22 protein-coding genes, 1 pseudogene and 1 riboswitch are annotated in these 24,183 nt (G+C 44.2%); of the genes and pseudogenes, 6 read left to right on the plus strand and 17 right to left on the minus strand.

Annotated features, from left to right (window positions below):
• Positions 1-38 precede the first annotated feature (38 nt).
• Complete coding sequence (locus OH460_RS18985) at positions 39-1,982, plus strand: methyl-accepting chemotaxis protein (RefSeq protein WP_239940302.1); 1,944 nt, start codon at positions 39-41, stop codon at positions 1,980-1,982.
• A gap of 123 nt (positions 1,983-2,105) precedes the next feature.
• On the opposite strand, the gene thiM is transcribed toward OH460_RS18985, so the two are convergent.
• The 10 genes and pseudogenes from thiM to OH460_RS19035 all read right to left on the minus strand — a co-directional run bounded on the left by thiM (position 2,106) and on the right by OH460_RS19035 (position 10,882).
• Complete coding sequence (thiM, locus tag OH460_RS18990; protein WP_269999152.1) at positions 2,106-2,891, minus strand: hydroxyethylthiazole kinase; 786 nt, start codon at positions 2,889-2,891, stop codon at positions 2,106-2,108.
• 28 nt (positions 2,892-2,919) lie between these two features.
• Positions 2,920-3,600: a thiaminase II gene (gene tenA, locus OH460_RS18995; protein WP_269999153.1), complete on the minus strand. Its 681-nt coding sequence runs from the start codon at positions 3,598-3,600 to the stop codon at positions 2,920-2,922.
• An 8-nt stretch (positions 3,601-3,608) separates the two neighbouring features.
• Positions 3,609-4,565, minus strand: a complete 957-nt coding sequence (locus tag OH460_RS19000; protein WP_269999154.1) for an ABC transporter substrate-binding protein — start codon at positions 4,563-4,565, stop codon at positions 3,609-3,611.
• 120 nt (positions 4,566-4,685) lie between these two features.
• On the minus strand, positions 4,686-5,501 hold the full coding sequence (locus OH460_RS19005) for an ABC transporter permease (protein ID WP_269999155.1): 816 nt from the start codon (positions 5,499-5,501) through the stop codon (positions 4,686-4,688).
• The gene (locus OH460_RS19010) at positions 5,494-6,273 is read right to left on the minus strand and encodes an ABC transporter ATP-binding protein (protein WP_269999156.1); all 780 of its coding nucleotides are present in this window, start codon (positions 6,271-6,273) and stop codon (positions 5,494-5,496) included. The genes OH460_RS19005 and OH460_RS19010 overlap by 8 nt, the downstream gene beginning before the upstream one ends.
• Entirely contained in the window at positions 6,263-7,147 is an 885-nt protein-coding gene (gene thiD, locus OH460_RS19015; protein ID WP_269999157.1) for a bifunctional hydroxymethylpyrimidine kinase/phosphomethylpyrimidine kinase, read from the minus strand. The genes OH460_RS19010 and thiD overlap by 11 nt, the downstream gene beginning before the upstream one ends.
• Positions 7,148-7,245: 98 nt before the next feature.
• Positions 7,246-7,357: riboswitch (TPP riboswitch) on the minus strand.
• 97 nt (positions 7,358-7,454) lie between these two features.
• Positions 7,455-8,372, minus strand: coding sequence for a DMT family transporter (locus OH460_RS19020; protein ID WP_269999158.1), 918 nt, complete (start codon positions 8,370-8,372; stop codon positions 7,455-7,457).
• Between the two features lie 77 nt (positions 8,373-8,449).
• Positions 8,450-9,190 carry an AraC family transcriptional regulator gene (locus OH460_RS19025; RefSeq protein ID WP_269999159.1) on the minus strand — a complete coding sequence of 247 codons (741 nt, stop codon included), beginning with the start codon at positions 9,188-9,190 and terminating at the stop codon, positions 8,450-8,452.
• A 249-nt stretch (positions 9,191-9,439) separates the two neighbouring features.
• Positions 9,440-9,691 (minus strand): DUF2999 family protein, encoded by a 252-nt coding sequence (locus OH460_RS19030; protein WP_004738856.1) that lies wholly within the window; start codon positions 9,689-9,691, stop codon positions 9,440-9,442.
• A gap of 107 nt (positions 9,692-9,798) precedes the next feature.
• Positions 9,799-10,882 (minus strand): annotated as a pseudogene (locus tag OH460_RS19035) (ElyC/SanA/YdcF family protein).
• Positions 10,883-11,378: 496 nt separating this feature from the next.
• Here OH460_RS19035 and OH460_RS19040 point away from each other — a divergent pair.
• Positions 11,379-12,053 (plus strand): glutathione S-transferase family protein, encoded by a 675-nt coding sequence (locus OH460_RS19040; RefSeq protein ID WP_269999160.1) that lies wholly within the window; start codon positions 11,379-11,381, stop codon positions 12,051-12,053.
• A gap of 445 nt (positions 12,054-12,498) precedes the next feature.
• Here the strand turns inward: OH460_RS19040 and OH460_RS19045 are convergent, their stop codons facing one another.
• Complete coding sequence (locus tag OH460_RS19045) at positions 12,499-13,470, minus strand: hypothetical protein (RefSeq protein ID WP_269999161.1); 972 nt, start codon at positions 13,468-13,470, stop codon at positions 12,499-12,501.
• 450 nt (positions 13,471-13,920) lie between these two features.
• Between OH460_RS19045 and OH460_RS19050 the strand changes: the two genes are divergently transcribed.
• The gene (locus OH460_RS19050; protein ID WP_171731426.1) at positions 13,921-14,244 is read left to right on the plus strand and encodes a hypothetical protein; all 324 of its coding nucleotides are present in this window, start codon (positions 13,921-13,923) and stop codon (positions 14,242-14,244) included.
• A gap of 215 nt (positions 14,245-14,459) precedes the next feature.
• Positions 14,460-15,446: a hypothetical protein gene (locus OH460_RS19055; RefSeq protein WP_171731425.1), complete on the plus strand. Its 987-nt coding sequence runs from the start codon at positions 14,460-14,462 to the stop codon at positions 15,444-15,446.
• A 59-nt stretch (positions 15,447-15,505) separates the two neighbouring features.
• On the opposite strand, the gene OH460_RS19060 is transcribed toward OH460_RS19055, so the two are convergent.
• The 4 genes from OH460_RS19060 to OH460_RS19075 form a co-directional block, all read right to left on the minus strand.
• On the minus strand, positions 15,506-16,549 hold the full coding sequence (locus tag OH460_RS19060) for a GMP reductase (RefSeq protein WP_061032294.1): 1,044 nt from the start codon (positions 16,547-16,549) through the stop codon (positions 15,506-15,508).
• A 777-nt stretch (positions 16,550-17,326) separates the two neighbouring features.
• Complete coding sequence (locus OH460_RS19065) at positions 17,327-17,767, minus strand: PAS domain-containing protein (RefSeq protein WP_017062430.1); 441 nt, start codon at positions 17,765-17,767, stop codon at positions 17,327-17,329.
• Between the two features lies 1 nt (position 17,768).
• Positions 17,769-18,773 (minus strand): response regulator, encoded by a 1,005-nt coding sequence (locus OH460_RS19070; RefSeq protein WP_032498090.1) that lies wholly within the window; start codon positions 18,771-18,773, stop codon positions 17,769-17,771.
• Positions 18,774-19,066: 293 nt separating this feature from the next.
• Positions 19,067-19,312, minus strand: coding sequence for a hypothetical protein (locus OH460_RS19075; protein WP_102424407.1), 246 nt, complete (start codon positions 19,310-19,312; stop codon positions 19,067-19,069).
• A 212-nt stretch (positions 19,313-19,524) separates the two neighbouring features.
• Between OH460_RS19075 and OH460_RS19080 the strand changes: the two genes are divergently transcribed.
• Positions 19,525-19,962 carry a Spy/CpxP family protein refolding chaperone gene (locus OH460_RS19080; RefSeq protein ID WP_116871366.1) on the plus strand — a complete coding sequence of 146 codons (438 nt, stop codon included), beginning with the start codon at positions 19,525-19,527 and terminating at the stop codon, positions 19,960-19,962.
• A 125-nt stretch (positions 19,963-20,087) separates the two neighbouring features.
• On the opposite strand, the gene OH460_RS19085 is transcribed toward OH460_RS19080, so the two are convergent.
• Positions 20,088-21,440 carry an MATE family efflux transporter gene (locus OH460_RS19085; RefSeq protein WP_269999162.1) on the minus strand — a complete coding sequence of 451 codons (1,353 nt, stop codon included), beginning with the start codon at positions 21,438-21,440 and terminating at the stop codon, positions 20,088-20,090.
• A 100-nt stretch (positions 21,441-21,540) separates the two neighbouring features.
• On the opposite strand from OH460_RS19085, the gene OH460_RS19090 reads away from it, so the two are divergent.
• Positions 21,541-22,515 (plus strand): LysR family transcriptional regulator, encoded by a 975-nt coding sequence (locus OH460_RS19090; protein ID WP_269999163.1) that lies wholly within the window; start codon positions 21,541-21,543, stop codon positions 22,513-22,515.
• A gap of 94 nt (positions 22,516-22,609) precedes the next feature.
• Here the strand turns inward: OH460_RS19090 and OH460_RS19095 are convergent, their stop codons facing one another.
• A complete protein-coding gene (locus OH460_RS19095; protein ID WP_269999164.1) occupies positions 22,610-24,010 on the minus strand; it encodes an alpha-amylase family protein in 1,401 nt (466 codons plus the stop codon).
• Positions 24,011-24,183 lie beyond the last annotated feature (173 nt).

Here is a 24,183-nt window from a genome sequence, read left to right on the forward strand (position 1 = left end):
CTCCAAAATGAAGGAATCAGGTAAATATAGGGATAGTTATGCGCCACCTTTCTATAGCGCTTAAGATCAAGCTGGGGTTTGCCATCTGCTTGCTCTTTTTCGTCATTTCAGGCCTTGTGAGTTACAAAGGCATTCAAACCTTGTCAAACGGCTTTAGCCAATACAGCGAACTCAGCCACAAGGCGACTCAGTCAGGCAACATTCAAGTGCACTTTCTTCAGATGCGTTTAGCCTCTGAACGTTACTTAGAGTCATTGGATGATCAATATGAAGCGAATTATCAATCAAGCAAATTGGCGATCGATGATCTGCTCAATAACTTAATCGAAACCACCACTAACACTGACAGCCTATCAAGCTTACAACTGGTTCAAGACAGTGTTGCAGCCTTTGATACTGCTTATGGCTCAATGAAGCAGAGCCAGCTAATGATTGACCAGCTCGTAAATGTTGAGATGGTAAAAAGAGAGACTAACGCGCTAAAAGCCGCGCAGAGCTTGTTGTATGAGTCATACAATAACAACGATCCAAACGCGAGCTTGTACGCGGGTATGCTTATGGAGAACTTCCTCGCGGCTAAGATCGCGGTGATTAGCTACTCGAACAACAACGACCTCAAAACCTACGAAGCGGGTAAAGATATCTTTGAGTACGCTCTACCAGGTATCGAGGGTGATATTGAGTCTCTGAAATCATCTCCTTATCAAAGTGAACTGATTGAAGATTTCTCTAACCAACGTGAAGCGTATGCGAAAGGCTTTGAACAAGTTCACCAACAGATGCTGGAGAACACTCAAAGAACCGCTACCCTTTCCTCGATTGGTGATAGCTTGGCTATCGCTGTGGCTGATGCTCAGAGCATTCTAGAACAACAGAAACAAGCGCTAACACCAGAGCTGCAAGCCAGTGAAACGCGTTCAATTCAGATCATCATCTTGCTAACGGGGGTCGCGTTAGTTATCGGCATGACAAGCGCCGTGTTAGTAACTCGTTCTATCACCAAAGGTATCGCACAGGTTAAACAAATCACCAATGAGCTTTCTCAAGGCAACCTGAATGTTGAAGTAAACATTGAGAGCAAAAACGAGATTGGTGAACTGCTGACTAACATGGAGATCACCATTGAATCTCTGCGCGATATTGTAGGTCAAGTGAATCGCTCTAGTGTGCGTATTGGCGAGATGTCTGAATCACTCAATCAAGTGACCAATAACAGCTCGACCAACGCAACACAGTTGAACAGCGAAATGATGAACATCTCTACCGCGGTTGACCAACTGGCTTCAAGCACATCAGAGATAGCTTCAAGTGCCAACCACGCCTCTCAAGTCGCGAACCAAGCGACCGAGAATGTCGCGATGGGTCTCAAGGAAGTAGACAAGACACTGCACGAAATTGGCAGCGCCGATGAAAGCATGCAGGTCAGCAGCCAGAAAGTGACCGACCTGCACAAAGAGTCGATGAACATTGGTGCCATTCTTGAAGTAATAAAAGGGGTATCTGAGCAGACCAACCTTCTCGCGCTGAATGCCGCAATTGAAGCCGCTCGAGCAGGCGAACAAGGTCGTGGATTTGCCGTCGTAGCCGATGAAGTAAGAACGCTCGCTAAACGCACCCAAGACTCTGCTAGCCAGATTGATGAGCTCATCACCTCACTACAACGTGGTGCTAAAGATGCGTTAGAGTCAATTAAAGAGAGCCACAGCACGGTTTCAGATGCTTCAACTCAAGCACAGCAAGCTTCTCAGAACTTACATGTGATTAATCAACATATCCAAGATCTGAACCAAGCCAACAGCCAAATCGCGGTGTCGGTTGATGAGCAGGATCGTCTTACCAAATCACTGGGTGAAAACGCGCAAGGTGCAAACACTATTGCTCAAAGCAACCAAGAGTCGGTAAGCAGCATTTCAGGTGCAGCGAGCGACTTAACCGAGGTTGCTCATCACCTAGAGAGCCAAGTGAACCGATTTAGAACCTAACCAGCCAGTCTATACACAGCTGGCACAGTTCCAAACCAATAATAAAAAGCCCCCTCCACATAAGTGTTGGGGGCTTTTTTAAGTTAATCTAACTCTAACTTGTGCCTTAGAGTTAGATTAGCCCTACTGAATCTTCAAGCGTTGAATCAGAGTCTCTTCGTCTAACTGATACAGCTCATCAAGCAAATTCATTTGCAAGCTACCTGGGCCGCGAGAGTTCTCAGCAGCAATTTCACCAACCACGCCTAATACCGCTGCTGCAGCTAAACCGCTTTCATCACCAACTGCAGCAAATGCGCCTGTCAATGCGGTTAAGGTACAACCCATGCCAGTGACATACGGCATCATTTGGTGTCCATTGTTTAACGTCACCACGCTGCCTTTGGTGACAACGTAATCTGTCTCACCAGATATCACCACATTTGCACCGTATTCAGCCACTAAGCACTGTGCAGCACCTAACGCAGCATCGCTGCTATCAAGCGCATCCACACCTTTGCTCTGTGCTTGATCGCCCGCTAATGCGATAATCTCAGACGCGTTACCACGAATGATCAACTTATCTGCTAAACGTGCGATTTCACGAGAGGTCTCGGTACGCAGTGTGCTTGCGCCACAACCTACAGGGTCAAGAACCACCACCTTGTTGTTCGCATTCGCTTGTTCAACCGCGAAAAGCATTCTTGGCGTCCAAACACTGTCTAACGTGCCGATGTTAATAACCAGAGCACCAGAGAAAGACATCATCTCAGCCAGTTCTTGTTGTGAGTGCGCCATGATAGGCGAAGCGCCAATCGCCAATAACGCATTGGCTGTGTTGTTCATCACTACATAGTTGGTGATGTTCACAACCAGTGGTTTTTGTTCTCGTACTGCGCGCAACGATTGGATGATTTGTTCAGTTAGCATGGGGTAATCCTTATTCGTCAAAGTTGCTTTAAGCCGTTGTTGAGTCATTCAGTGCATTTAGACCTTGCTGCCAGAAAGCCACTTCCATACGCGTTGCCGTTTTGAAGATATGAACGATGTTCTGACCGCGCTCGCTGTTAATATCAATTTCAGCCAGTAGCTGATTGAAATACTCTGCACCCGTTGCCACGCCAGACTGGAACTCTTCACCACCGTAAAGCTGAAGCCAGCTTGCGTATGGATTACCTTCCAAAACAGTGTCACTGCTTTCTAACAGCGCTTTACCAATCACAGCATAACCAATTGAACACGGAGCCAGTGCCGCATAAAGATCGACAAGATCACCCGTCATACCCACGTCTAAAACATAGCGCGTATAAGCCACTGTACCGAAATCTTCAGGTTCGTTTTCTAAATCAGATTCCGTTAAACCCCACTGACCACAGTAAGTCACGTGGTGAGAGATTTCAGAATCCAATAGAGCATGAACACTTGGCAGAGCACGGCGCATATCAGCTAGTGTTTTTGCCTTATAAATCGCCAATGCATAAGCACGGGCATACTGTTTCAAAAACAGAAAATCTTGTTTCAAGTAATGCAGAAAACACGGCTGAGCAAGAGTGCCGTTTGCCAGCGTTTTAACAAAATCATGCTCGGTGTAGTCTTGCCAATCTTGCTGACAGGCTTGGATTAAGTCTTGGTATTTCATGAGATTCCTTAGTCAAAAGTCGGTACGTAATCAGCGGCTTTTGGTAGTGATTTAATAATGCCTTTGTCGAACATGAACTGCGCGTAATCATCGTAACGCTTCATATCTACTGCAGAAGGGCGAAGTGCAAAACGAGTCAATGTGTCGTTCCATGCACGTTGGTTTAGCTCGTTGTTTAACGTATCTGGCGAATACGCCACAAACTCACTCCAAGAGTCTTGCGGGTGGTTCACTATGTAAGTCGTTGCTTGCTCGAGTGCTTTGTTGAATGCTTTGATTGCTTCGTCGTCGTGTTTCTTTGCGTTGGCCACAAAGATCAACTCGTCGTAAGCTGGCACACCGTGCTCTTCTGGGAAGAATGCTTTGGCTTTAAACCCTTCAAGAGCTAGTTGGTTCGTTTCGAAGTTACGTAAGCCACCCCAAATGGCATCTACCTTTCCTGATGCCAGTGAAGACGAAAGAGCCCACCCAACATTGATGGTTTGCACATCTGTAAACGCAACGTTTTCCTGAGCCAGTATAGTACCGATCGTCGCTTCTTCATTACCCGCAATCGCGATACCGATCTTCTTGCCTTTCAGATCCGCTAATGAATCGTTCTTGCCGTTATCCAGCACCATTAGTGTGTTCAGTGGTGTCGCAATAAGGGTTGATGCACGAACCAGAGGCAAGCCTGCCGCCACGTCCATCGTCAAGCTTGGTTGGTAGGTGACGGCTAAGTCGACCTTACCTGCCGCAACCAGTTTTGCTGGCGTGCTTGGGTCGGCTGGCTCTTGGATTTCAACCTCTAGACCTTGGTCAGCAAAGTAACCACGCTCTTGAGCAATCACAATTGGACCGTGGTTCGGGTTTACAAACCAATCCAACATCAGTGTCAGTTTTTTCTGTTCCGAATCCGCTAATGCATGACCTGAAACTAGAGAAGCAAGCAGTGCCACTGCACCTACCAATTTGGTGTTTTTCATAGTTAACCTTTCCTTTTGAATATTATTATTGTGTTTGTCGATCTAATTTCTAACGAGGTGTTGTTTGGATAAATAGCCTTGAGCGAAGCTTTATTAAACAAAGAGTTATTGAGCTAGCCATCACTGGTTCTCCCAAGGGATAGCTTTTTTGAGTAGTTTGTCTGTAACGAAGTAGAGCGAGATAGAGAGCACCGCCAAGATAAACAAGGCAGCGAACATCTCATCAATGATCATGCGCGCATTGGCTTGCAGCATTAGGTAGCCTAGCCCTTCACTCGAACCCACCCACTCACCAACAACCGCGCCAATTGGTGCAATAACCACTGCGACACGAATGCCTGACGCCAATGTTGGCAGTGCAGCAGGCAGTTGAATGTGGCGTAGCAGTTGCCATTTTGATGCGCCCATCGTCTTGGCAAGGTCAAGATAACCTGTAGGTGTATTACGTAGGCCGTCATAGCAACAGGTAGTTACAGGGAAGAAGATGATGATTGCTGCCATCACTACCTTTGAGGCGATGCCATAGCCAAGCCACAGCATCAGTACTGGCGCGATCGCAAATACAGGGATCGCTTGGCTAGCAATCAAGATAGGCAACAGCCAACGTTTCAACGGATCAAACATCAACATCTGCAAGGCGAAAAACAGCCCCATAGACAAACCTAGTAATAGCCCAAGTAAGATCTCTTGTGCGGTCACCCAAGTGTGTTTGAGTAACACATCGTAGCGTTCAATCAGCTTGAGGAAGACTTCTGCGGGAGCCGGAAGAATGAAGCTCGGCATTTCGAAAACAACGACCACAAGTTGCCATAAGCCAAGAATCACAACACTGCTGATAAGCAAACGCATAACGGGATTCATCTGACTTGAACGTTCAGTGCTAGACTGCACGTTCGTTGACTGAGTCACAGCTTCACTTCGCGTTAAATCATTCATAATCACGCTCCAACTGATCCAAGATCGCCTGTTGCAACTCGGCACACTCACCATCGAGTACTCGTGGCGTTGAGGTGTGAGGAACAGGTAAAGAGTGAGCACTCGCAGGCGAGCCTTGCAGCACATACAAGTTATCCGCCAAACGCACCGCTTCTTGTGGATCATGAGTAATCAACACAACGGTTTTATCTCTTAACAGTTCACACGCTAAGCTCTGTAACTTGTGTCTTGTTACCGCATCCAACGCAGAGAATGGTTCGTCCATCAGCACGACTGGCTTGTCTTGCATTAAGGTTCGAGCCAAAGCAACACGTTGGCGCATACCACCAGACAACTGATCCGGCATAGCATCTGCGTAATCTGCCAGACCAACCGAATCTAGTAACTCCAATGCTTGGTTAGTTTGAGCTTGTTTATTGGATGCTTGGCTTTGATGCTTATCTGCCGAATTTTGAAAGCGATGGCTCAGACACACGTTGTCGATAACCGACAACCATGGCAATAACAAATCTTGCTGTGCCATATAGGCAATGCGATCGGTTAGAGGCAGTTCATCAGACGTTGCCAATACGCCCTGCCATTCCACCTTGTCGCCCAACAAACCTGCCAAGTAACGCAATACCGTGGTTTTCCCACAACCGCTTCGCCCAAGCAGCACTGTCCACTTACCCGCGCTTAGATTAAGTGACAGTCCCGACAGGGTCGCGCGCTCGCTATCTCGGTAACGCAGCGTCGCATTGCTAAGTTGAACACCAACCGTATTAACGGACATTACCGTGCCCAGCGAAAAAGTGATTTACCGGGCCATGACCTTGACCGACTTTCAATTCGTCAGCATGGGCAATCGCGCGTGAAATGTATTGTTTACCTAGGTCGACAGCCTCTGGAAGCGTGTTGTCTTGAGCCAAGAAAGAAGCAATAGCAGAAGAGAGCGTGCAGCCCGTTCCATGGGTGTTTTTGGTAGGAAAACGCTTCGCGCTAATCAGAGCAGATGTGGTTGGTAGAATCAGTAAATCATTACTGTTTTCATCTTTCTCCAAGTGACCGCCTTTAAGCAGGACTGCTTTAGCACCTAAAGCGCGCAGGTCTTCAATCATATCCTGCATTTCCGCTTCGCTTTCAGGTACAGCTTTACCTGTAAGTGCAGCGCCTTCTGGCAAGTTAGGGGTAATGATGTCTGCGAGTGGAATCAGCTCTTGTTTTAGAGTGGTGATAGCCGAATTTTCTAGGAGAAGGTCGCCACTTGTCGCGACCATTACAGGGTCGATCACTAAGTGTTTAGGTTGGTATTGTTTGATTTTGTCCGCGACGACTTTGATGATTTGCGAATCCGCCAGCATACCGACTTTTACTGCCACGATATTCAAATCGGTAAACACTGCATCTAACTGACTAGCGACATGCTCAAGTGGGATTGGGAAAATGGCTGACACGCCTTGGGTGTTCTGAGATGTAATAGCGGTAATTACCGAACAAGCGAAACTACCCGTTGCAGACATGGCTTTAATATCAGCTTGAATGCCCGCGCCGCCGCCACTGTCAGAACCCGCAATGGTCAAGACAATCGGAGTATTGATCGAAGAAGATGGGTTTTCTGGTGTTTGAGTGCTGCTAGGTGATACTTGAGAATTGGAAAGCTGTGTCATTGTCGCTCCTACTGTCTAAAAGACGTAAGAGAACCGAACTTTGGCCGCAAAGAGAGTGTGGAGGTGAAACCAATGAGAGATCATTGTTGAACCACGTAGGCAAAGTAATCATAGTTCCCTACGCCAGTGTTAACTGAATCAGGTTCAACGGGTCTCGAATAACGATCTCAGCAAACACCAACTAAGGTATATGCCCCCCGACTATTGATAACGATAGTAACAGCACTCTCGCAACTGAGATACTCATTTTATTCATTTATAAGATACAAGCATGAATAAAATTCAATTTAACTTTGTTAACAAGCACTTAGTTTCGCTGATTATTTGGTTGTGATTGAATAAATAAACACATGACAATCAACAATATACCTATCCAACCGACCAAAGGTATACGCTCCCCCACAATCCAAACAGCCAATACGGCGGCAACCACTGGCTCAAGCAAAGTAATCAAATTCGCACTACTTGCGGTGACATGTCGTAACCCGAAACTGAATGCGATATAACCCAAACATTGAGGAAGTAACACCAAGTAACTCACCACGAATATATTAGTACTTGAAGCGAATAGATTGTCACCAGTGAACCACAACGTTGGTAATAACAACATTGCACCTAAACCAAATATGCTGCCCATCGCCGCTTGCGACTTGATGCCCTGGTCTATCAGAGCTTTTGTCGCCCACGAATAAATGGCATAACAGAGACCAGCAACCAAACCTAAACCAATACCTAAAAGCTTCAGGTCATCATTAGGTTCGCTCCCCACTGACGACTCAGAAAATACCAATAATCCAATGCCAACCACGCCAATGGCAAAGCTCGTTAGCCAACGTTTATTAATATGATTATCTTTGCTAATAAGACACTCTAAAAGTGCAGAAAAGAACGGAGCAGTAGCTATCGACACCACCGTTCCCATCGCGACACCCGATAATTTCATCGAAGAATAGAAAGCCAAAGGATAGATCGCCAAAGCCAATGCACTCGCAGCTAACAGCTTTTTGTTGAGCAAAAGCTTATCAAGTGAAGATAAGATCTTTCGATACGCCAAGCACGATTGCATTAAGCCACCAACGCCCATTGAAAACGCGCCAATCGCTAGCGGGCTGAGATCAGGCGCAAAGCTTGCGGCTGTACCTGTCGTACCCCATAAAACAGAAGCAAACACGATGGCTAAAGTGCCCGTTTGGAATTCGCTAACGCGATTGATGGCAAGATTCATTGCTATTACCTAGTCTATTTTCATTTCTGAAATAGATAATAGTGAACATATGCTAGATTTAGTTTGCTAAAAGGACGCTATTCTTGTTTTGGAAGACTCTCTTTCATCGAACCTAAAAACGCCCTTGGAGACATCCCAAAGTGCCGAGAGAAGCGTCGACTGAATGCAGACAGGTCGCTATAACCCACATTTTCTGCGACCAATTGAACCGGTAAATCGGTATGGCTTAGCAAGGCTTGTGCTTTCTCCATACGATAGCGAGTGATGTACTTAAGCGCACTGATTCCAATACACTCTTTAAAGCGCTTCTTGAATTGAGTGGGACTCAAGCAAGCCGTTTCTGCAAGTTGAGAAATAGAGAGAGGCAGGGCGTAATTATCCGCAATGAGCCTTTGGACAGCTCGAATACGAGGGTCGATGCTTTTACTCACTTGTTGTTGCTCGAACAACAGTGAAAACACATCCAAGATGGATGATTCAATGCCACTATCGACTTGATATTCCAACTGCTTTTCAACGAACAGCAAGAAGCTCATTAAAGGTGGCGTGATAGTAAACACCGAGAGCTCATGCTCTAACAAGTGCTGCGGTAACTCCATCATATCCGCAACAATAAACCGTGCTGCTTCATCCGCCTTAAACGCATGCGCTGTGGTTACCGGAATCACCACACATTCGCCCACAGCCACCTTGCCGACATACCCCACCATCTCGATATTGATACTGCCTTGGATCGGCAACACCAATTGATGATGATCATCATGAGCATGGGTATTAAATTGCTTGGTGTAAGATCGAATGCTTAAGCTAGATTTCATGAGCAACGCCAGAATTCAGTTTATTGAAACATGAGTGTTAAAACGAAATTACATGATTTAAGCGAGGGAGTCACATCGGGCTAGTGTTTTTTGTCGTCTCCCCTGCTTACCCTGTTTCTATGAAGGATCAAAAAAGCCGTTTAAGTATTGCTACTCAAACGGCTTTTTAACTCAAGTCTGATTGGCATGGCTAAGAGCTGTTAACCTAACTGGTGATCGCTCATCAACTAAATTGCCTTCTACACTCAATTACTTTTGAAGTTGCTCTTTAGCGGCTTCAACCTTAGAGAAATCTAAGCCAAGCTCTTCAACGGCTTCTTTGATTAGCGCAGGGTTTTGCATTACCTGGCCCATAAGCATTTGAAGCTTGTCTTGTGGTAAACCAAGTTGGCTGATCGTCGCCATTGCTGCAAGAGGGTTTTCAGTCAACGTTTGGAATAGCTCGCTGATTTGCGCGTCGCTAATATTGTTCTCTTTCAACATTGCTAGAATCGGGTTCATCTTTTTACCTTTGAAACACTAAATAAAATAGGAGTACAGCATACCATCTAGCTGTGCTCGATTGTACTAGCAACTTATACTTTGCCTACTGTGAAGTAACGCTAAACCTAGCGAGACTCTAACGGGTAAGAGCGGTAACTCCACATCCCATAAGTTCTAAGGGCATCACGGTAGATACCTAGTAGCTCACCATCACTTGCTTTCTTAAGTTCTGAAAGTGGCTTATCAGGGTAAGAAACCGTATCGAAAGTAATGCCCTGAGGTCCAGTTTGCCAGCTTGCCACTTCAAATAGAGTTTGACCACGGCGAACGTGGCTTGCCGAGCTAATAATCGTCGCGTGTTTAATGTTGTGGCGAGCTAACGCATAACTACTGAATAAGGCATTGCCAACCGTGCTAGTCGCATAGTTTTCTTCAATGATGCGATCTTTGCTTACTCCTTTCTCGATAAGCCAGTCCGCCATCAACTTACCTTCAGTCTTGTGGTTCTTCGGCACGCCACCCGTTAACACGATCATCGCATCCGGATTCGCTTTAGCCATAGCTAGAGTTGTCTCAAGACGCTCAATCAAGATCTGATGCATTGAGCCGTCTGGATTCAGCGCATAACCTAGAGTAACGATAGCGCCGTGATCATCCAGTAAACCTTTGCCCGCAGATTCTTTAAGCGGTGTTTCTAACACGCGATCGACCGTAGCAAAAATACGTTTAATATCTTCTGCCTTACCTTTGTTTAGGCTTTCTAGCTTCTCCATGTGCTTGTTGGATTCACTTTCATTGCCTTCAAAACGCTGCCAAACCGCAAGGTAAGCGTGAAGGTCAACATCGTCTGGTGCAACCGTCAGCGCTTGTTCAAACAGCTCAATCGCGCGCTCTGCGTTCTTGTTGTAGATCTGAGCATTCGCAGCCGAGATCAGCAAGTCGGTACGGTAAGGTTCTAGCTGGTATGCTTCTAGCAGTCGGTTAGTCACAATTTCCATGTTACTTGGCATTTTTGCCGTGAAACCGGCGTGAGAAATTCTCGCCGGAGACTTAAACGCCTGTAGCGCATCAAGAAGCAATTCGCTTCGTCACTAGCTGCGCGTAATCCGCAGAAGCTTGAACTGCGCCATCGTTAGCAGCAAAAGAAAATGGGGCTGTGCCAAAGGCCAACATGCCGCCAAGAGCGAGGGCGATAATGTTCTTTTTCATGAGGGTATCCTGTGTAGATAAGTGTTCACATCAGATTTGTTCCCCAATGTAAGTCCCTAAAATTAAAAAACTGTGAACCACACCAGAATCTCTAAGGTTAATATTCATTTGTTGCATAAGGTGTGGCAGCAGATCACGATTTTGAACTTACCAATAAGCCAGCGCATCCAGATAATTCTGGTTTGAACCAGTGCTCAACGTTTTTATTGGAATATCTGACTGCGGATTTCATACGCCCTATTCACCATAAACCACTCATAACAAATCCGAACTCCACATAAAACAACGTATCAAAGAAGCAGCTTTAAGCCACTTTTCTCAACAACTTAAAACTCAACAAACTGAATCGTGCGATGTTCATCCTCGCTCAAATAGTGAAGTTTTAAACACATAGACTTGGGATACGAACCAACAAACTTTCAAATAATTTAAAATCAATTATTGAACGATCGTTCAAGTAATGCTTTAATGAATTACCAATACAAGGAGTTACCCCATGCTTAAGTTCTATTTTCACCAAACCCCAAACCCAATGAAGATCGCTTTGTTTCTAGAGGAAACAGGCCTAGATTTTGAACTCGTTCCAGTTGATACCTTAAAAGGTGAGCAACACACGCCGGAATATCGCTTAATAAACCCAAATGGAAAAACACCTGCGATCGAAGATGAAGGACAACGCGTGTTCGATTCGAACGCTATCCTTCTGTATCTCTCAGAGAAAACAGGCAAACTTGGTGGTCAGCCAGAAGACAGAGCTGAACTGCTCTCTTGGATGATGTTTATTGCGAGTGGCCTTGGCCCATACTCTGGCCAATCGGTTCACTTCCGCCATGCCGCACCAGCAGGCCTAGATTACGCTGTGAACCGCTACCTACGCGAAGCACAGCGTCACTACGAAGTGCTAGAAAAGCATATGGAAGGTCGTGAATTTATCGTAGGAAATGAGTACACCATTGTTGATGTCGCGGCATGGGGTTGGATTGATAAAGCACCTGTCGTGCTTGGTGAAGAAGGCCTAAAACCTTACCCGAACTTGAAACGTTGGTTTAACGCAATCAACACTCGCCCTGCCGCACTGCGTGCCCGCGAGATTGGTAAAGACATTGAGTTTAAAACCGAACGTGATGAAGAAGCGAAGCGAGCGCTGTTTCCTTCAAACTATGCAAAATAACTGAGCTCAACAACATCACTAAGCGCAAATGACGAGGCCCTACGTAACCTCCAATTCCAAAAGTACCACTCAAACAAAAAAGAGCGCCTAACGTGCCGCTCTTTTTTGTTCAATTCATATACGCTGAATCGGCTTACTATTGAGGTCTCGCCACAAAGTTAATCTCTCCAAAACCCGTTAAATATCGGTCTCTCATCTTACCGCGTATCTAATTCTCAGAAACAAAGTCAATCAGCAACCGTGACGTAGACGTGGAGCAATACGAACTCTTAAATGTGCCATCAGTTAACCACATTGAATCTGTCGAGCGATATATGACACGTCATAAGCCGCAGCTTGTAGTGAAATAAATGAAATAAAGACGTCAATAATACTCGAGCATTCATTGTTACTTTCCTTTATATATTAGTGTTTTTTTTAATTCACGAATTTAAAAGCAAAGCACTTACATACCAAGAAGATCTTTTATGTCACCAGACATATTGAGCATCCAATATTCACCTTCACTCTTAAGTGTAATAATTTCATATTGAGTAGTGATTCGGTCGCCTAACTGCTCTTTTTTCTCGACCGTAATATACTTTTGACCTTGGTAATCAAAGTCATTAATTACACTGAAGGAAGATAATTTAGCAATATTGGAGCCTTGAGCAATCTTGCGAATATTTAGGAAAGTATTCATAAAGACTTTATCATCCATAACCGCGATGTCTTCTCTAGCAGCTCCGGTACCAAAGGCAATATTCACGATATCAAGAACGTTTTGATTTCCATTTTGAAGGCCTTCCATAATGATTGATTTGAGTTCTCTAATGGCATCCATATGATAGAAACTTGCAGACTGGTTAAAACCGACCTTTGTGATGAAATCAAAATACTGCTCAACAAACTCGACAGGATCTTGAGACAAAGATAAGTCTCCTTCAACCACGACATCGACATTTTCAATCAATGCGAACGCTGAGCTATAAGGGGTAAAGTCGATACGTTTGTCTGCCAACCAATTATCATAAACCCATGATGATTCGTCCAAACAATGCTGCGATAATTCTGCCAACGGTATTCTGTCACCGATAGTGGTGTTGTGCGTTTTGTTACCTTGAGCGTTTGTCACATACGTATAGACCAAAACACCGGATTGCGGATAACGCACCACTCTATCTATCTCACTAAAAGTAGTACTAATACACACTCTATCGATGCTACTAAGCGCTATTGGTAACAAGGCACTTGCTTCAGCCCTCTGTGCCAAATACCCCTCACTAAAGTCGAAAAAGTCAAAACTAGGAGCTTGATACAGATTAGGTTCTTCAGTCAGGGTTGGGAACCCGTGCTTTGTGTTAGGGCTAACAGTATAGGTTTCACTCGCAGCGCTTGCTGAAATTAATAACATTACTAGTGGGGTGATATTCTTCATTATTTACTTCCTTCATATTTTGGCGAGAATATCTTTTATCCTGATAAAAAGTTCAACCCAGTAAAGCGTGAGTTAAAAAATAAAAAATCCATTTGTGATTACAATCAACTATACAATAAAAATAAAATACAATTAAAACAATAAATATACAAAACACTGTGAGCCATAATTAACTAATGATAGTGTTAATTAAAGTTAAAACTATAGATATAGACCTTTATTTATCTCTTTCACATTCCAAATAACTGAAATTAAAATAAAGAAAATTTAATTCAACATTGATAAAATTGAAACAATATTTATATTAAACCCCTAATAAAGTCAAAATATCACCATCATTAAATATCCAACATTTCTAATTTATTAATATCTAATTAAAATCTTACACCATAAGTGAAAGATAAAATCTAAAACTGCGTAACTTAACGTTATTTTAAAGAGCTACTCCCAATGAAAATTAAACTCGCATTATTAGCACTACTATCGCTCAACACAGCTTCAGCCAGCGAATTATTCTTATTTGATCAAGTCACCGCTTTCAAACTCGGTGGTGAGCAACATAGCCTGAGTGGCGTTGAAAAGTACACGGGGCAGAGAATTCGCATCGAGTGGCGACAAAGCGCTTACGAGAAACCACAACGTTTAGATAGATGCATTGGCACTTTCCAACAGGCGATGAACCAACCGGAGCGCTATTACTTGCATGTAGAGCTATCAGAATCGACATTTGTAGGTTGTGAAATTGGAATGAAGGAAAGCTTGTTAGCAAACTGATCCAGACTGTTTGATAAGCTACGATTAGTATTCGGTATTACTAATCGTATCTTAGCTCATTCAGGTTCAGCTTCTACGATTAGACACCAAACACTTGAATCGACAATTTATTCATATTTGTGATATGTACAACCCAATTCATATGATTATGTTGCATACATCCGAAAGACTAACTAACTTCGCATGCTCCACAAAAAACTAAAGGAATCATTTACGTGCGACGTTTATTACCACTCTTAACAGCCTCTATACCAGTACTCTTTTCACCAACGCTATTTGCTCAAAGCTACTATTCTGTAACTAGCTGTGATCAGCTAGTAGACATATACAATGAAAAAAACAGACCACTGTACATCGATATTGTCGATAATCTAGATTGTACAAGTGCCCCGACCTTAGTTGAAAGCCTATCGGGAGTAATTAATGGTAATGGCCATGCCATCACGAACCTGAACTTCAAAAGTGAAAGAGGATATAAATTAACCAAGGCAAATTTAAATAACATCACATTTAAAAACACTTCTATCCATAATGAAAACAGCTTTGATCACTTGTTTGACATCGATGACCATTGGCGAAACGTCAAATTCATAAACATAGAAACCACAGGTGCACCATTCAACCAGCTGTTTTATTCACTTGATAACAAAGAGCTTACAGATGTCTCAATTGATCTTGTGGGGGTAAAATTGGCAGCCATTAAAGACTTACTCTCTTCACGTATTTCTCGCTCTAGTATTAACAACCTAGAGCTTTTGAATGCATTTGTAAGCCGCCACTCGTCATCGCCGCTATCTCTGCTTAGTAGGAATGTATCCAGGTCAACCTTAACGAACGTTACACTAGCTGATATAACAGTTATCGGTGAACCTACTGGGGACAATGGGAAAACCAGCATAGTAGATAAGATAGCTGACTCACGCATCAACGGGCTAACTCTAGAAAACGTTACATTTTCACGTTCAGAAGAAGATGCATTCTTTTATTATGAATCCGATAACAAAAGTACCTACACAAACATCTACCATAACCTGTTCGATGACACGACAAATATTGGGTCTATGCCATTAGTCTCAAAACCTAAAGACGACCCGCTAAACCGTACGATCAATTTCCAATCTATGAACCAACCAATGCAAGCTCCGGCAATGTGTACCCCATATTTACTTCAAGATAGTTACTTTGGCATTAAAGCTGAATAAACAAAAAAGAGCCGCTAAAAAGCGGCTCTTGATTTTCAAACTATGCGAATTCGTTCAGATTACTCTTTACCGAATACGTTGTTCTCTTGCTCTTGTACACGGATGAAAGTTGTACGCTTAGTTAGCTCTTTAAGCTTTGCTGCGCCTACGTATGTACAAGTTGAACGTACACCACCAAGGATGTCAGAAATTGTGTTGTGAACTGAACCACGGAACGGAAGTAAAACAGTTTTACCTTCTGCAGCACGGTACTTAGCAACACCACCTGAGTGCTTGTCCATAGCCGACTGTGAAGACATGCCGTAGAACTTCATGAACTGCTTACCGTCTTGTTCAACAACTTCACCGCCTGACTCTTCGTGACCTGCTAGCATACCGCCAAGCATTACGAAATCAGCACCACCACCGAACGCTTTAGATACGTCACCCGCACACGAACAACCACCGTCACCGATGATCATGCCACCAAGGCCGTGAGCAGCATCACCACACTCGATGATTGCAGAAAGTTGAGGGTAACCTACACCAGTTTTAACACGTGTAGTACAAACTGAACCTGGGCCGATACCAACTTTAACGATGTCAGCACCTGCTAGGATTAGCTCTTCAACCATGTCACCCGTTACAACGTTACCAGCAGAGATGACTTTGTTCGGGAATTCTGCACGTACTTTTTGCACGTACTCAACTAGGTGCTCTGAGTAGCCGTTAGCGATATCAATACAGATAAATACGAATTCGTCGCTAAGCGCCATGATTTGCTTAGTTTTCTCAAACTCAGCTTCAGATGTACCGGTTGAAACAAATACGTTGTTCAGCGTTTTCTTGTCTGCTGTTTTTGCGAACTCAGCCCACTGCTCTACTGTGTAGTGCTTGTGTACTGCAGTCATTACACCGTGCTCTGCTAGAGCCGCTGCCATTTCGAAACTTGCTACCGAATCCATGTTCGCTGCGATTACTGGTACACCAGACCATTGACGACCGCTATGCTTGAATGTAAACTCGCGGGTTAATTCAACTTGAGAACGACTTTTAAGAGTAGAACGCTTTGGGCGGAATAATACATCTTTGAAGCCTAACTTAAGTTCTTGTTCGATACGCATGATAATTTGTCCTGTAATCATATTACGTGTCGTGCGTTTTCGGTAAGCGTTGGCAGACGCTTTACTGAGTTTCGGACACAAAAAAACCGGAGCGTTGGCAGACGCTCCGGTTTTCAGCATTATAGGCTGTGATTTACTAACAGCAAGTCTGATATTTCATTTTTTTTTGTGCTATCCTCTCAAAGATTCCATATCTGGTAAAAGCTTCCCGCCCGTCACTTCCTACTAAATTCATAGTAATTAATAACTTAACAACATATTCACGCAAACGCTGTCGGTTTATTGCGCAAACGTTTCCCTTGTAAATTCGGCGAAAAAATCTTCGATAAGGCAAATTTGTGAAAAAAGTGCCCTTTAATCACATAAAAATCACACTTTTCTTGAATCAAAAAATGCACTTTTTCTTAAATAATTTCATTTTTTCTGACTTTTTTCACTTCGAGTGCCGATCTCTGCCCTCTTTCATCAGCCCTGAAATTTATAAAGTACAAAGACAAGATCGATTAACACGTTCGAAACTTGGATGAGCGGGGGTAAAGTCCACAAAATATGGCAGGTTAGATATGCTTATTTATGGAAATCCATCGGATACAAGCCGCTGTTGATAGAGCCTAACAACAGCTCGACTAAAGTTAACGAACGCAGAACGCCTTCGTTAGTTTGAAATCACTACTACAGAATCAGATACAAAAATGGCCAAGGGGATTAACCTTGGCCATTTTTATTTGGTTTTCAGAGTGCTCTTATAAGGCGATTCAATTTTCACCTTAAGGTACGCTAAGCCTTTTTCTGAGACATCAGCGCTTCTGCCGTTGCATCCTGAATAGACAGGAACAGTGAGGTAACTTGGCCTGTTGGCGAGCGCATTGGGTTTAGCGTGACGTTCTGATACATGAAGTCGGCTTGTTGAGTTACAGGCCTAACGTTACGACACTTAAACAGATAAGGCCTTTGTTGCCATGTAATGAAGCTACGGCAACCTAGATCGTAAACTGGCTTGGTTTTCAGCCTGAACCACTCTTCTGGGATTTCAGGGAACAATTCAAAGATCGACTTACCGATCGCATCATGTGATTGCTTACCGCTATGGTGCGTCATGAAACCATTCCAGACTTGTACCTGAAAATCACGGTTAATAACCACCAGTCCCATATCGACGTTTTGAACCATATCCACCATCCAGTGGAACTGTTCAAATTCAGCAGGAAGATTCAGCATATTAAAACTCCTCCATTAGGTAGGCCAATTTGTTGTCTAGAAGAGGCAGAGATTCATCAACAAACATAAATAGAAGGTCACAACGGATGGACGTGCCGTCGATGTTGTAGCTGACTTCGAAGGTCATGGTTTTCTTAAACGAGCCACTGGTATTCTCAATCACAGAATCAATCGAGATGTGTTGCCCTAGTAGAACCGGCGAACTCTGGAAGAAACGAACCTCGGATTGCTCCCCTAGCCCGTTAAGGAAAGAGCCAACGAGAATATTCGACACATCCATCAGTAGTTCTAATTCTTCCAACTCTTCACTTTCAGTCGGAACCTTCATGAGCTTTTTAAGATCGCTCACACTGGAGTCACTGAGCAATACTAACGCTTCACCTGCAATGCCTTCCCCACTGAAGCCTTGGCAAACACCCGACACTTGGTCATTGTCAGCCAAGTCACGAAGTGCCATGTGCAATTCGCTCACTTCGAAGATGTTTACGTTCGGCAATGGTAAGTGAACGAATACATTGAAATGACGCGCCAATGCATCTGCTGCTCGACCTATCGCAACGTTCGCAACTTCCATATAGATGTCACGTCGGCGCAGAATCGGTAACTCTAGCGGTGCTGGCGTAATAAGTTGAGGCTGTTTTGGTGGCTCAACATGCTCACGTAGAATCGCTTTTAACGCTTCTTTATCAATCGGCTTTTTCAAAAACGCTTTAGCACCAAGGTCCATGACCTTCTGCTGCGCTTTTGGTTGGATATCGCCAGAAACAACCACAACGGGTGTGGTGTCACCTAAACGTTGCATCTCTTCCAATGTGCCATAGCCATCTAATTCCGGCATGGTGAGATCAAGGAACATCAGTTTGAACTGGTTTTGAGCTAACTCTTCAAGTGCATTAAGCCCATGAACAGCAAAAGTTATATCTGCATTTAGAGAACTAGGCAGTGATCGAGCCATCTGCTTCCGTGCTAACGCAGAATCATCACATATAAGAACTGGGAACGACATAAATGCACCACTGATAAATCAAAGCTAATTCGGACGAGTGTAACAGATCATTATGGTATCAGGTACGGGGTGAATAGATTTATATGTCGATTATTAATAAGAATGATAAGACGGACAGGTGAGCGATTATTTTGAGTGATTTTTCCTAAAAAACAATATGCTACAAGGGCTATAACAACTATCTTTAGTGAACATAACAGCATTATTTTATGAAGTGAGAGCCTTAACAACGAAGTTTATTAAAGCTCAATACTGATGGTTAAGTTTCGATGACCTTACGCAATGACGACGGTTTACAGCTGATAGCTCGGCCATAGGATAAGCAGCGCGAAGCGAATGATCACCGCAAACACCAATAATGCAATGCCCAAGCGATACCACTTATACTCTGCAACGCTCATTGGAATACGTTTATAAAACATAGTGATCACGCCTTTCCAATCACTACTGCGTTTTCCATACTGCATCACACTCGTTAAGACAAACAATGCACCAAGTACTAACATTCCCTTCTCAGCCCAGAACAATCCAACTTCCATTTGTATATTCCTTGATATAACGGTGAGCGACTCAAATCATTCTAGTCACCTTTTAGCTCGGTTTCTGTAAGACCAAGGTCTAAGTCGCTCTGTGCTTAGACGAGCGCAAGTAAGTGAACGCAATGAACTCGGCAAATTAAACTGAACAACATGTTCATATCGAGTTCAGCTTACTCACCTATACTCATGTTTCCACTAACAGGAGAAACTCAATGAAATCACTGAAAAAGTCGCTTTGTGTATTAACTGCTTCAGCTTTACTCGTTACCGCTCCGTTTGTGAGTGCTTCATCACCACAACAACCGCCACAACCAGCAGTGAGCCCATTGCAAATGGTTATTGCTTCTTTAAACCTAAGTGAAGAGCAACATGCGGAAGTCATCTCTCTTATTGAAGACTATCAATCTGATCGAACAAAGATTGATATGAATAGCGCGATAGAACTTAAGAAAAAGCAGGTCGCCTTAGTGACTCAGCCTGAATTCAATGAAGCTGAGATGGAAAAGGTCATTGATACGGTTCAAGCGACCGAGAAGTCGATGGTGATGCAAGAGATGCGTCTTAAGAACAACATCTACAACGTGTTAACTGAAGAGCAAAAAGAGCAGTTCAAAACCATGATGAAGTCTGCGCTCTCTGGTGGAAAGTAGCCTGGTAGAAACTAACTGCCCCTAACCCTGATATTGACTCCTTCCCCCGAGAGTCAATTTAGATAAACAAAAGCCACAGTTTTAATCTGTGGCTTTCTATCATGAGTAACGTATTACTAAAAAGCTTAAGAATAAGCAGAACAACCTACATCAGGAGCCTTGCTGTTCTTATTAAGCACGACCATCAAATGAATGAGCAATAGAATACCTGTCACACCTAAGCCAACGCCGATCCCACCCCAGATCCCTGCTAGCTCGAATTTTGGCATCAAGTACCAAGCAGCAGGCAGGCCAAACATCCAGTAACCGATGGCAGTCATCACCGTTGGCATAGAGACAATCTTCATCCCTCTTAGCAGGTTAATCGCCAACAGTTGCCAAGCATCAACAATAAAGCACAGAGCGACGACCCAGATCACTGAAGCCAATAGCGATGTCATTGCGCCAGTGCCGTCGTCTAGCTTGAAGATAGAAGCGATCATCTCAGGCCATATGATGAACACGGCAGACAAAGCGACACTCAACACCGACACCAAGATAAAGCTTTGAATCGAGGTTCTTTTGATACCTTCATAGTTGCCTGCGCCATAATCACGGCCAACCAAAATTGCCGCAGCTTGGGAGAAACCGAAGTTGAAGTTCCAAGTAAAGCTCAAGCATTGCAGCAGGATTTGATGAAGCGCCAGAGAGGCAATACTGATCGTGCCTGCCATCAAGGTGCCGCCGTAAATCAAGCCATGTTCAAGTAACGCCGCTAAGGCGATAGGTAAACCCATTAACAACAACGGGCTCATCAGCTTGATGGAGTACTCTTCAGTATGGAGCCAAGGGGCGAACGGTTTGAATTCGTCACGTTTAAACACCCAAACCGTGTAGCCAACCATCACGATGAATGCCGCGATAGCCGTGCCTAAGCCCAAGCCTGTTAAGCCCATATCTAACTGGAACGTGAGGAAGTAGCTCACTGGCACATTTAAGATCACAGTGATAATAGACATCACTAGAATAGAGCGCACATTACCAAACGCACTGGTTAAGCCGCGCAGCACCAATAAAATAAGCGAAGGCAACATCACCCATTTTAGAGCGTGCACATACTCCATCGCTAAGGTAATCACTTCCTGTGGTTGCTTGGCAGCTTCTAACACCAAAGGTGCTAACCAGAAGCTTGTCATTAAGAGTGCACTAAGTACAAACGCCAGCATGGTTGCGCCTTTCACAGCCAACCGAATTTGGCTATTACCAAATTCAGGGCGAGAGACTCGTTGACCATAAGCAATAGCGATCAGGTTTGCCACACAACCGACTGTGCTGCTCGCAATAATGAAGATGAAAAAGTAGATAGACGCGCCTAAGCCACCAGCCGCAAGGGCTGACACGCTGATTCGCGACATCATCCAAACATCAGTAAGGACTAAAGCCATGGATATCAGCTGTGAAATGATCAAAGGGAATGCAAGAGTCAGTATTTTTTTCATGAGCGCCTCAGTTAATTTCGCCCAAAATACGATCGATGGGACTAGCGTTCAATTGATAAATTTGCGATTCTAACATTCCAAAAACTCATGCGAATGAATTATGACCCCATATCCTAGTCTGCCTTCCTCACATAATGGCTTAAAAGCCTTTGAAGCGGCAGCAAGACTGATGAGCTTTACACTTGCCGCCGATGAGCTCAACGTGACACAGAGTGCAATCAGCCGTCAGATCAAACAGCTTGAAGATGAGCTGAACGCATCGCTGATCATTCGTAAGCATCGAGCCATTGAATTAACGGTACAAGGTCATGATTTGTATGTCGCTTTGCGAGAAAGCTACGGCAATATCGAATCGGTTATCGCTTCCTGGAGAGAACCGAAGCAGAAGCGCATAGTGATAAAGGCAACCTTGAGCTTCGCTACGCGCGTGTTGATCTCCAAAGTTCGTGAATTAAACGAGCGTTACCCAGATTACGAGATCGTGATCGTTCCTGTGATTGAAGAAGATGAAGCGATCAACAGCAGCGAATACGACCTGTTGATCTTCCACACTCGATTCAAAAAACGCTATGACAACGCGCCTGACATCACTTTCTTGCGTGAAGAGTTCATGGCTCCAGTCTGCTCTGCGAGCTTAACGAATGCTGCTGGTTTGACTAAGCAAGATACCGACCTCGATTCGATCTTAACCATGCCGAGGCTGCACCCAACCTTAGATCATCATGATTGGAAAGTATGGCTAGCCGATGTTGAATCGCCACCGAAAAAGCCCGTCAGAAATACCAGTTTCTTGTCTTTGGATATGGCACTCAGTGCGTGCTTATCTGGTGAAGGCGTCACGGTGACGGATTTACTTTTGGTTTTACAAGATCTGCAGCGCGGTTTCTTATATTGCCCAGAGAATGCCAAGATCCAGAACAGTGCGTGGACCTATTTCATCCACCAGCGCACCCACTCGTCTGTGATCAGTGGTTTGATTGATTGGCTTAAAATAGAGACAGCGAAAGAGATCAAATTGTTAAAAGCACTCTCCCAGCAAAACCATTGGTCAGGAGTGATTGAAGACCAGCTCTGAACACAAGCTTACTCCAAATGAATAAGCCACAACATGTGCTGCGGCTTATACTTCGTTCTTGCTTAATAAGCTAAGTGGTTTAGCTAAATAACATTTACAGCTTAAACATACGCGCACTGCGTGGTGGTAAGTTAAAGGTATGATAGCGAGAAGTCACAGTTTCTGTCGCGCTGCTTAATACGTCTTTGTATTGAACATGCCAATTGAACTCATGTTGGTAGGTATCAACCGTCACGCCACGCGTTTCGCCACACTTGTTAATACCAACAACTCCCTCTTTACCTCGCTTGAATAACAAAGTGCACTGATCGCTCGAAATCATCGTCATTGTTTTGCCTTGCATCGCGTTATGGAAGCTCAACATGTTTTTCATTGTTGAACTGTTCCACACATTACCCCAACGACCATTATCCTTATCTTCAGAATCAGGAAGATCATCACTGTAGATCAACGGCGTGCCGCCATCTTTACCAAGGATATACGCATAAGCAAGCTGCTCATCTTGCGGGTCCATAATTTGGTAACGGAAGCCGTCGTTGGTTGGAATGTCATGTGTGATAGTAAAGGTAATGGCACGGCTATCATCCAATGCTTGACCGTAAGCTTGTGGATCGTGCAATTGGCTTAATCCGCCTCCCATAGAGAAGGCTGATCGAATCGAAGCAAATAGCGGGAAATCGTACGCAGAGTGATTAGTGTTATTCAAGTAAGGCGCTAAGAACGACTCATAGCCACTGTTCCCTGCCCCGCCGCTGGTAATCACCTCCCCAAACACATGCATGTTCGCGGTGATCTCAGGCGTAAACACTTGATCGATTTGGTACTGACTCATGTGTTTCACCGCATCGATACGGAAACCCTTGATGCCCATGTCTTTTAACGCTTTTAGATACAAACGTTGCTGTGACACTACCCAGTTGTTTGGGTCGAGATCGGGTAGCCCGGTATCGCCATCAGCACCACACAAACGCCAGTATTGAACATGTCCCGGATCGTTCCAGTCTGTAATACAGCCTGCAGCATGGAAATCGTTAGCCGACACAAAACCTTGCGCTAAGTTGCCAAAAAGAGTCTGGTCAGCATAGTAGCTTGAGCGGCTGGCATACTCGTTTAGCACTTCTGTACCAGGATAGTTTAAGTCACTTCGCTTCCAGCTTTCATTCGCCATATGGTTAAGTACAACGTCAGCGTAAACATCAACACCGACGCTTTTCAGCTCAGCAATCATTGCCGCTAAATCTTGTTTATTCCCCAATGGAGAATCAATCGTGCGCAGCTCTTGTGGCTGGTAACGCGCCCACCATTGGCTGCCGCTGGATTTCATTGCCGGAGCAACCAGTACTTTCTTGTAACCAGCTTCGGCGATTTGATTAGCATTAGCTGTCACGTCTGAGTACTTCCAGTTGAAAGCGTGCAAAATGGTGTCAGCGTAAGTCGCTGAACTAAAAGAGCAAAGCGCGAGCGTGGATATGAGTAGGGTATTTATTGGTTTCATAGAACATATCTCTCATTATAAATTCACAAGAATGATATGAGTGATAACGGCAATTAAAACGGCCGATAAATCAGAGTTGGATTAGCGTCACTTTCTGTTGATGTTGATTTTATAAAATTGAGCTATAACCGATGTTATGCGAGGCAAAATGTGATGTAAGTTTGGCGGTAGAT

This window comes from Vibrio sp. Makdt, from assembly GCF_027587015.1.
Taxonomy (GTDB): Bacteria; Pseudomonadota; Gammaproteobacteria; order Enterobacterales; family Vibrionaceae; genus Vibrio; species Vibrio chagasii_B.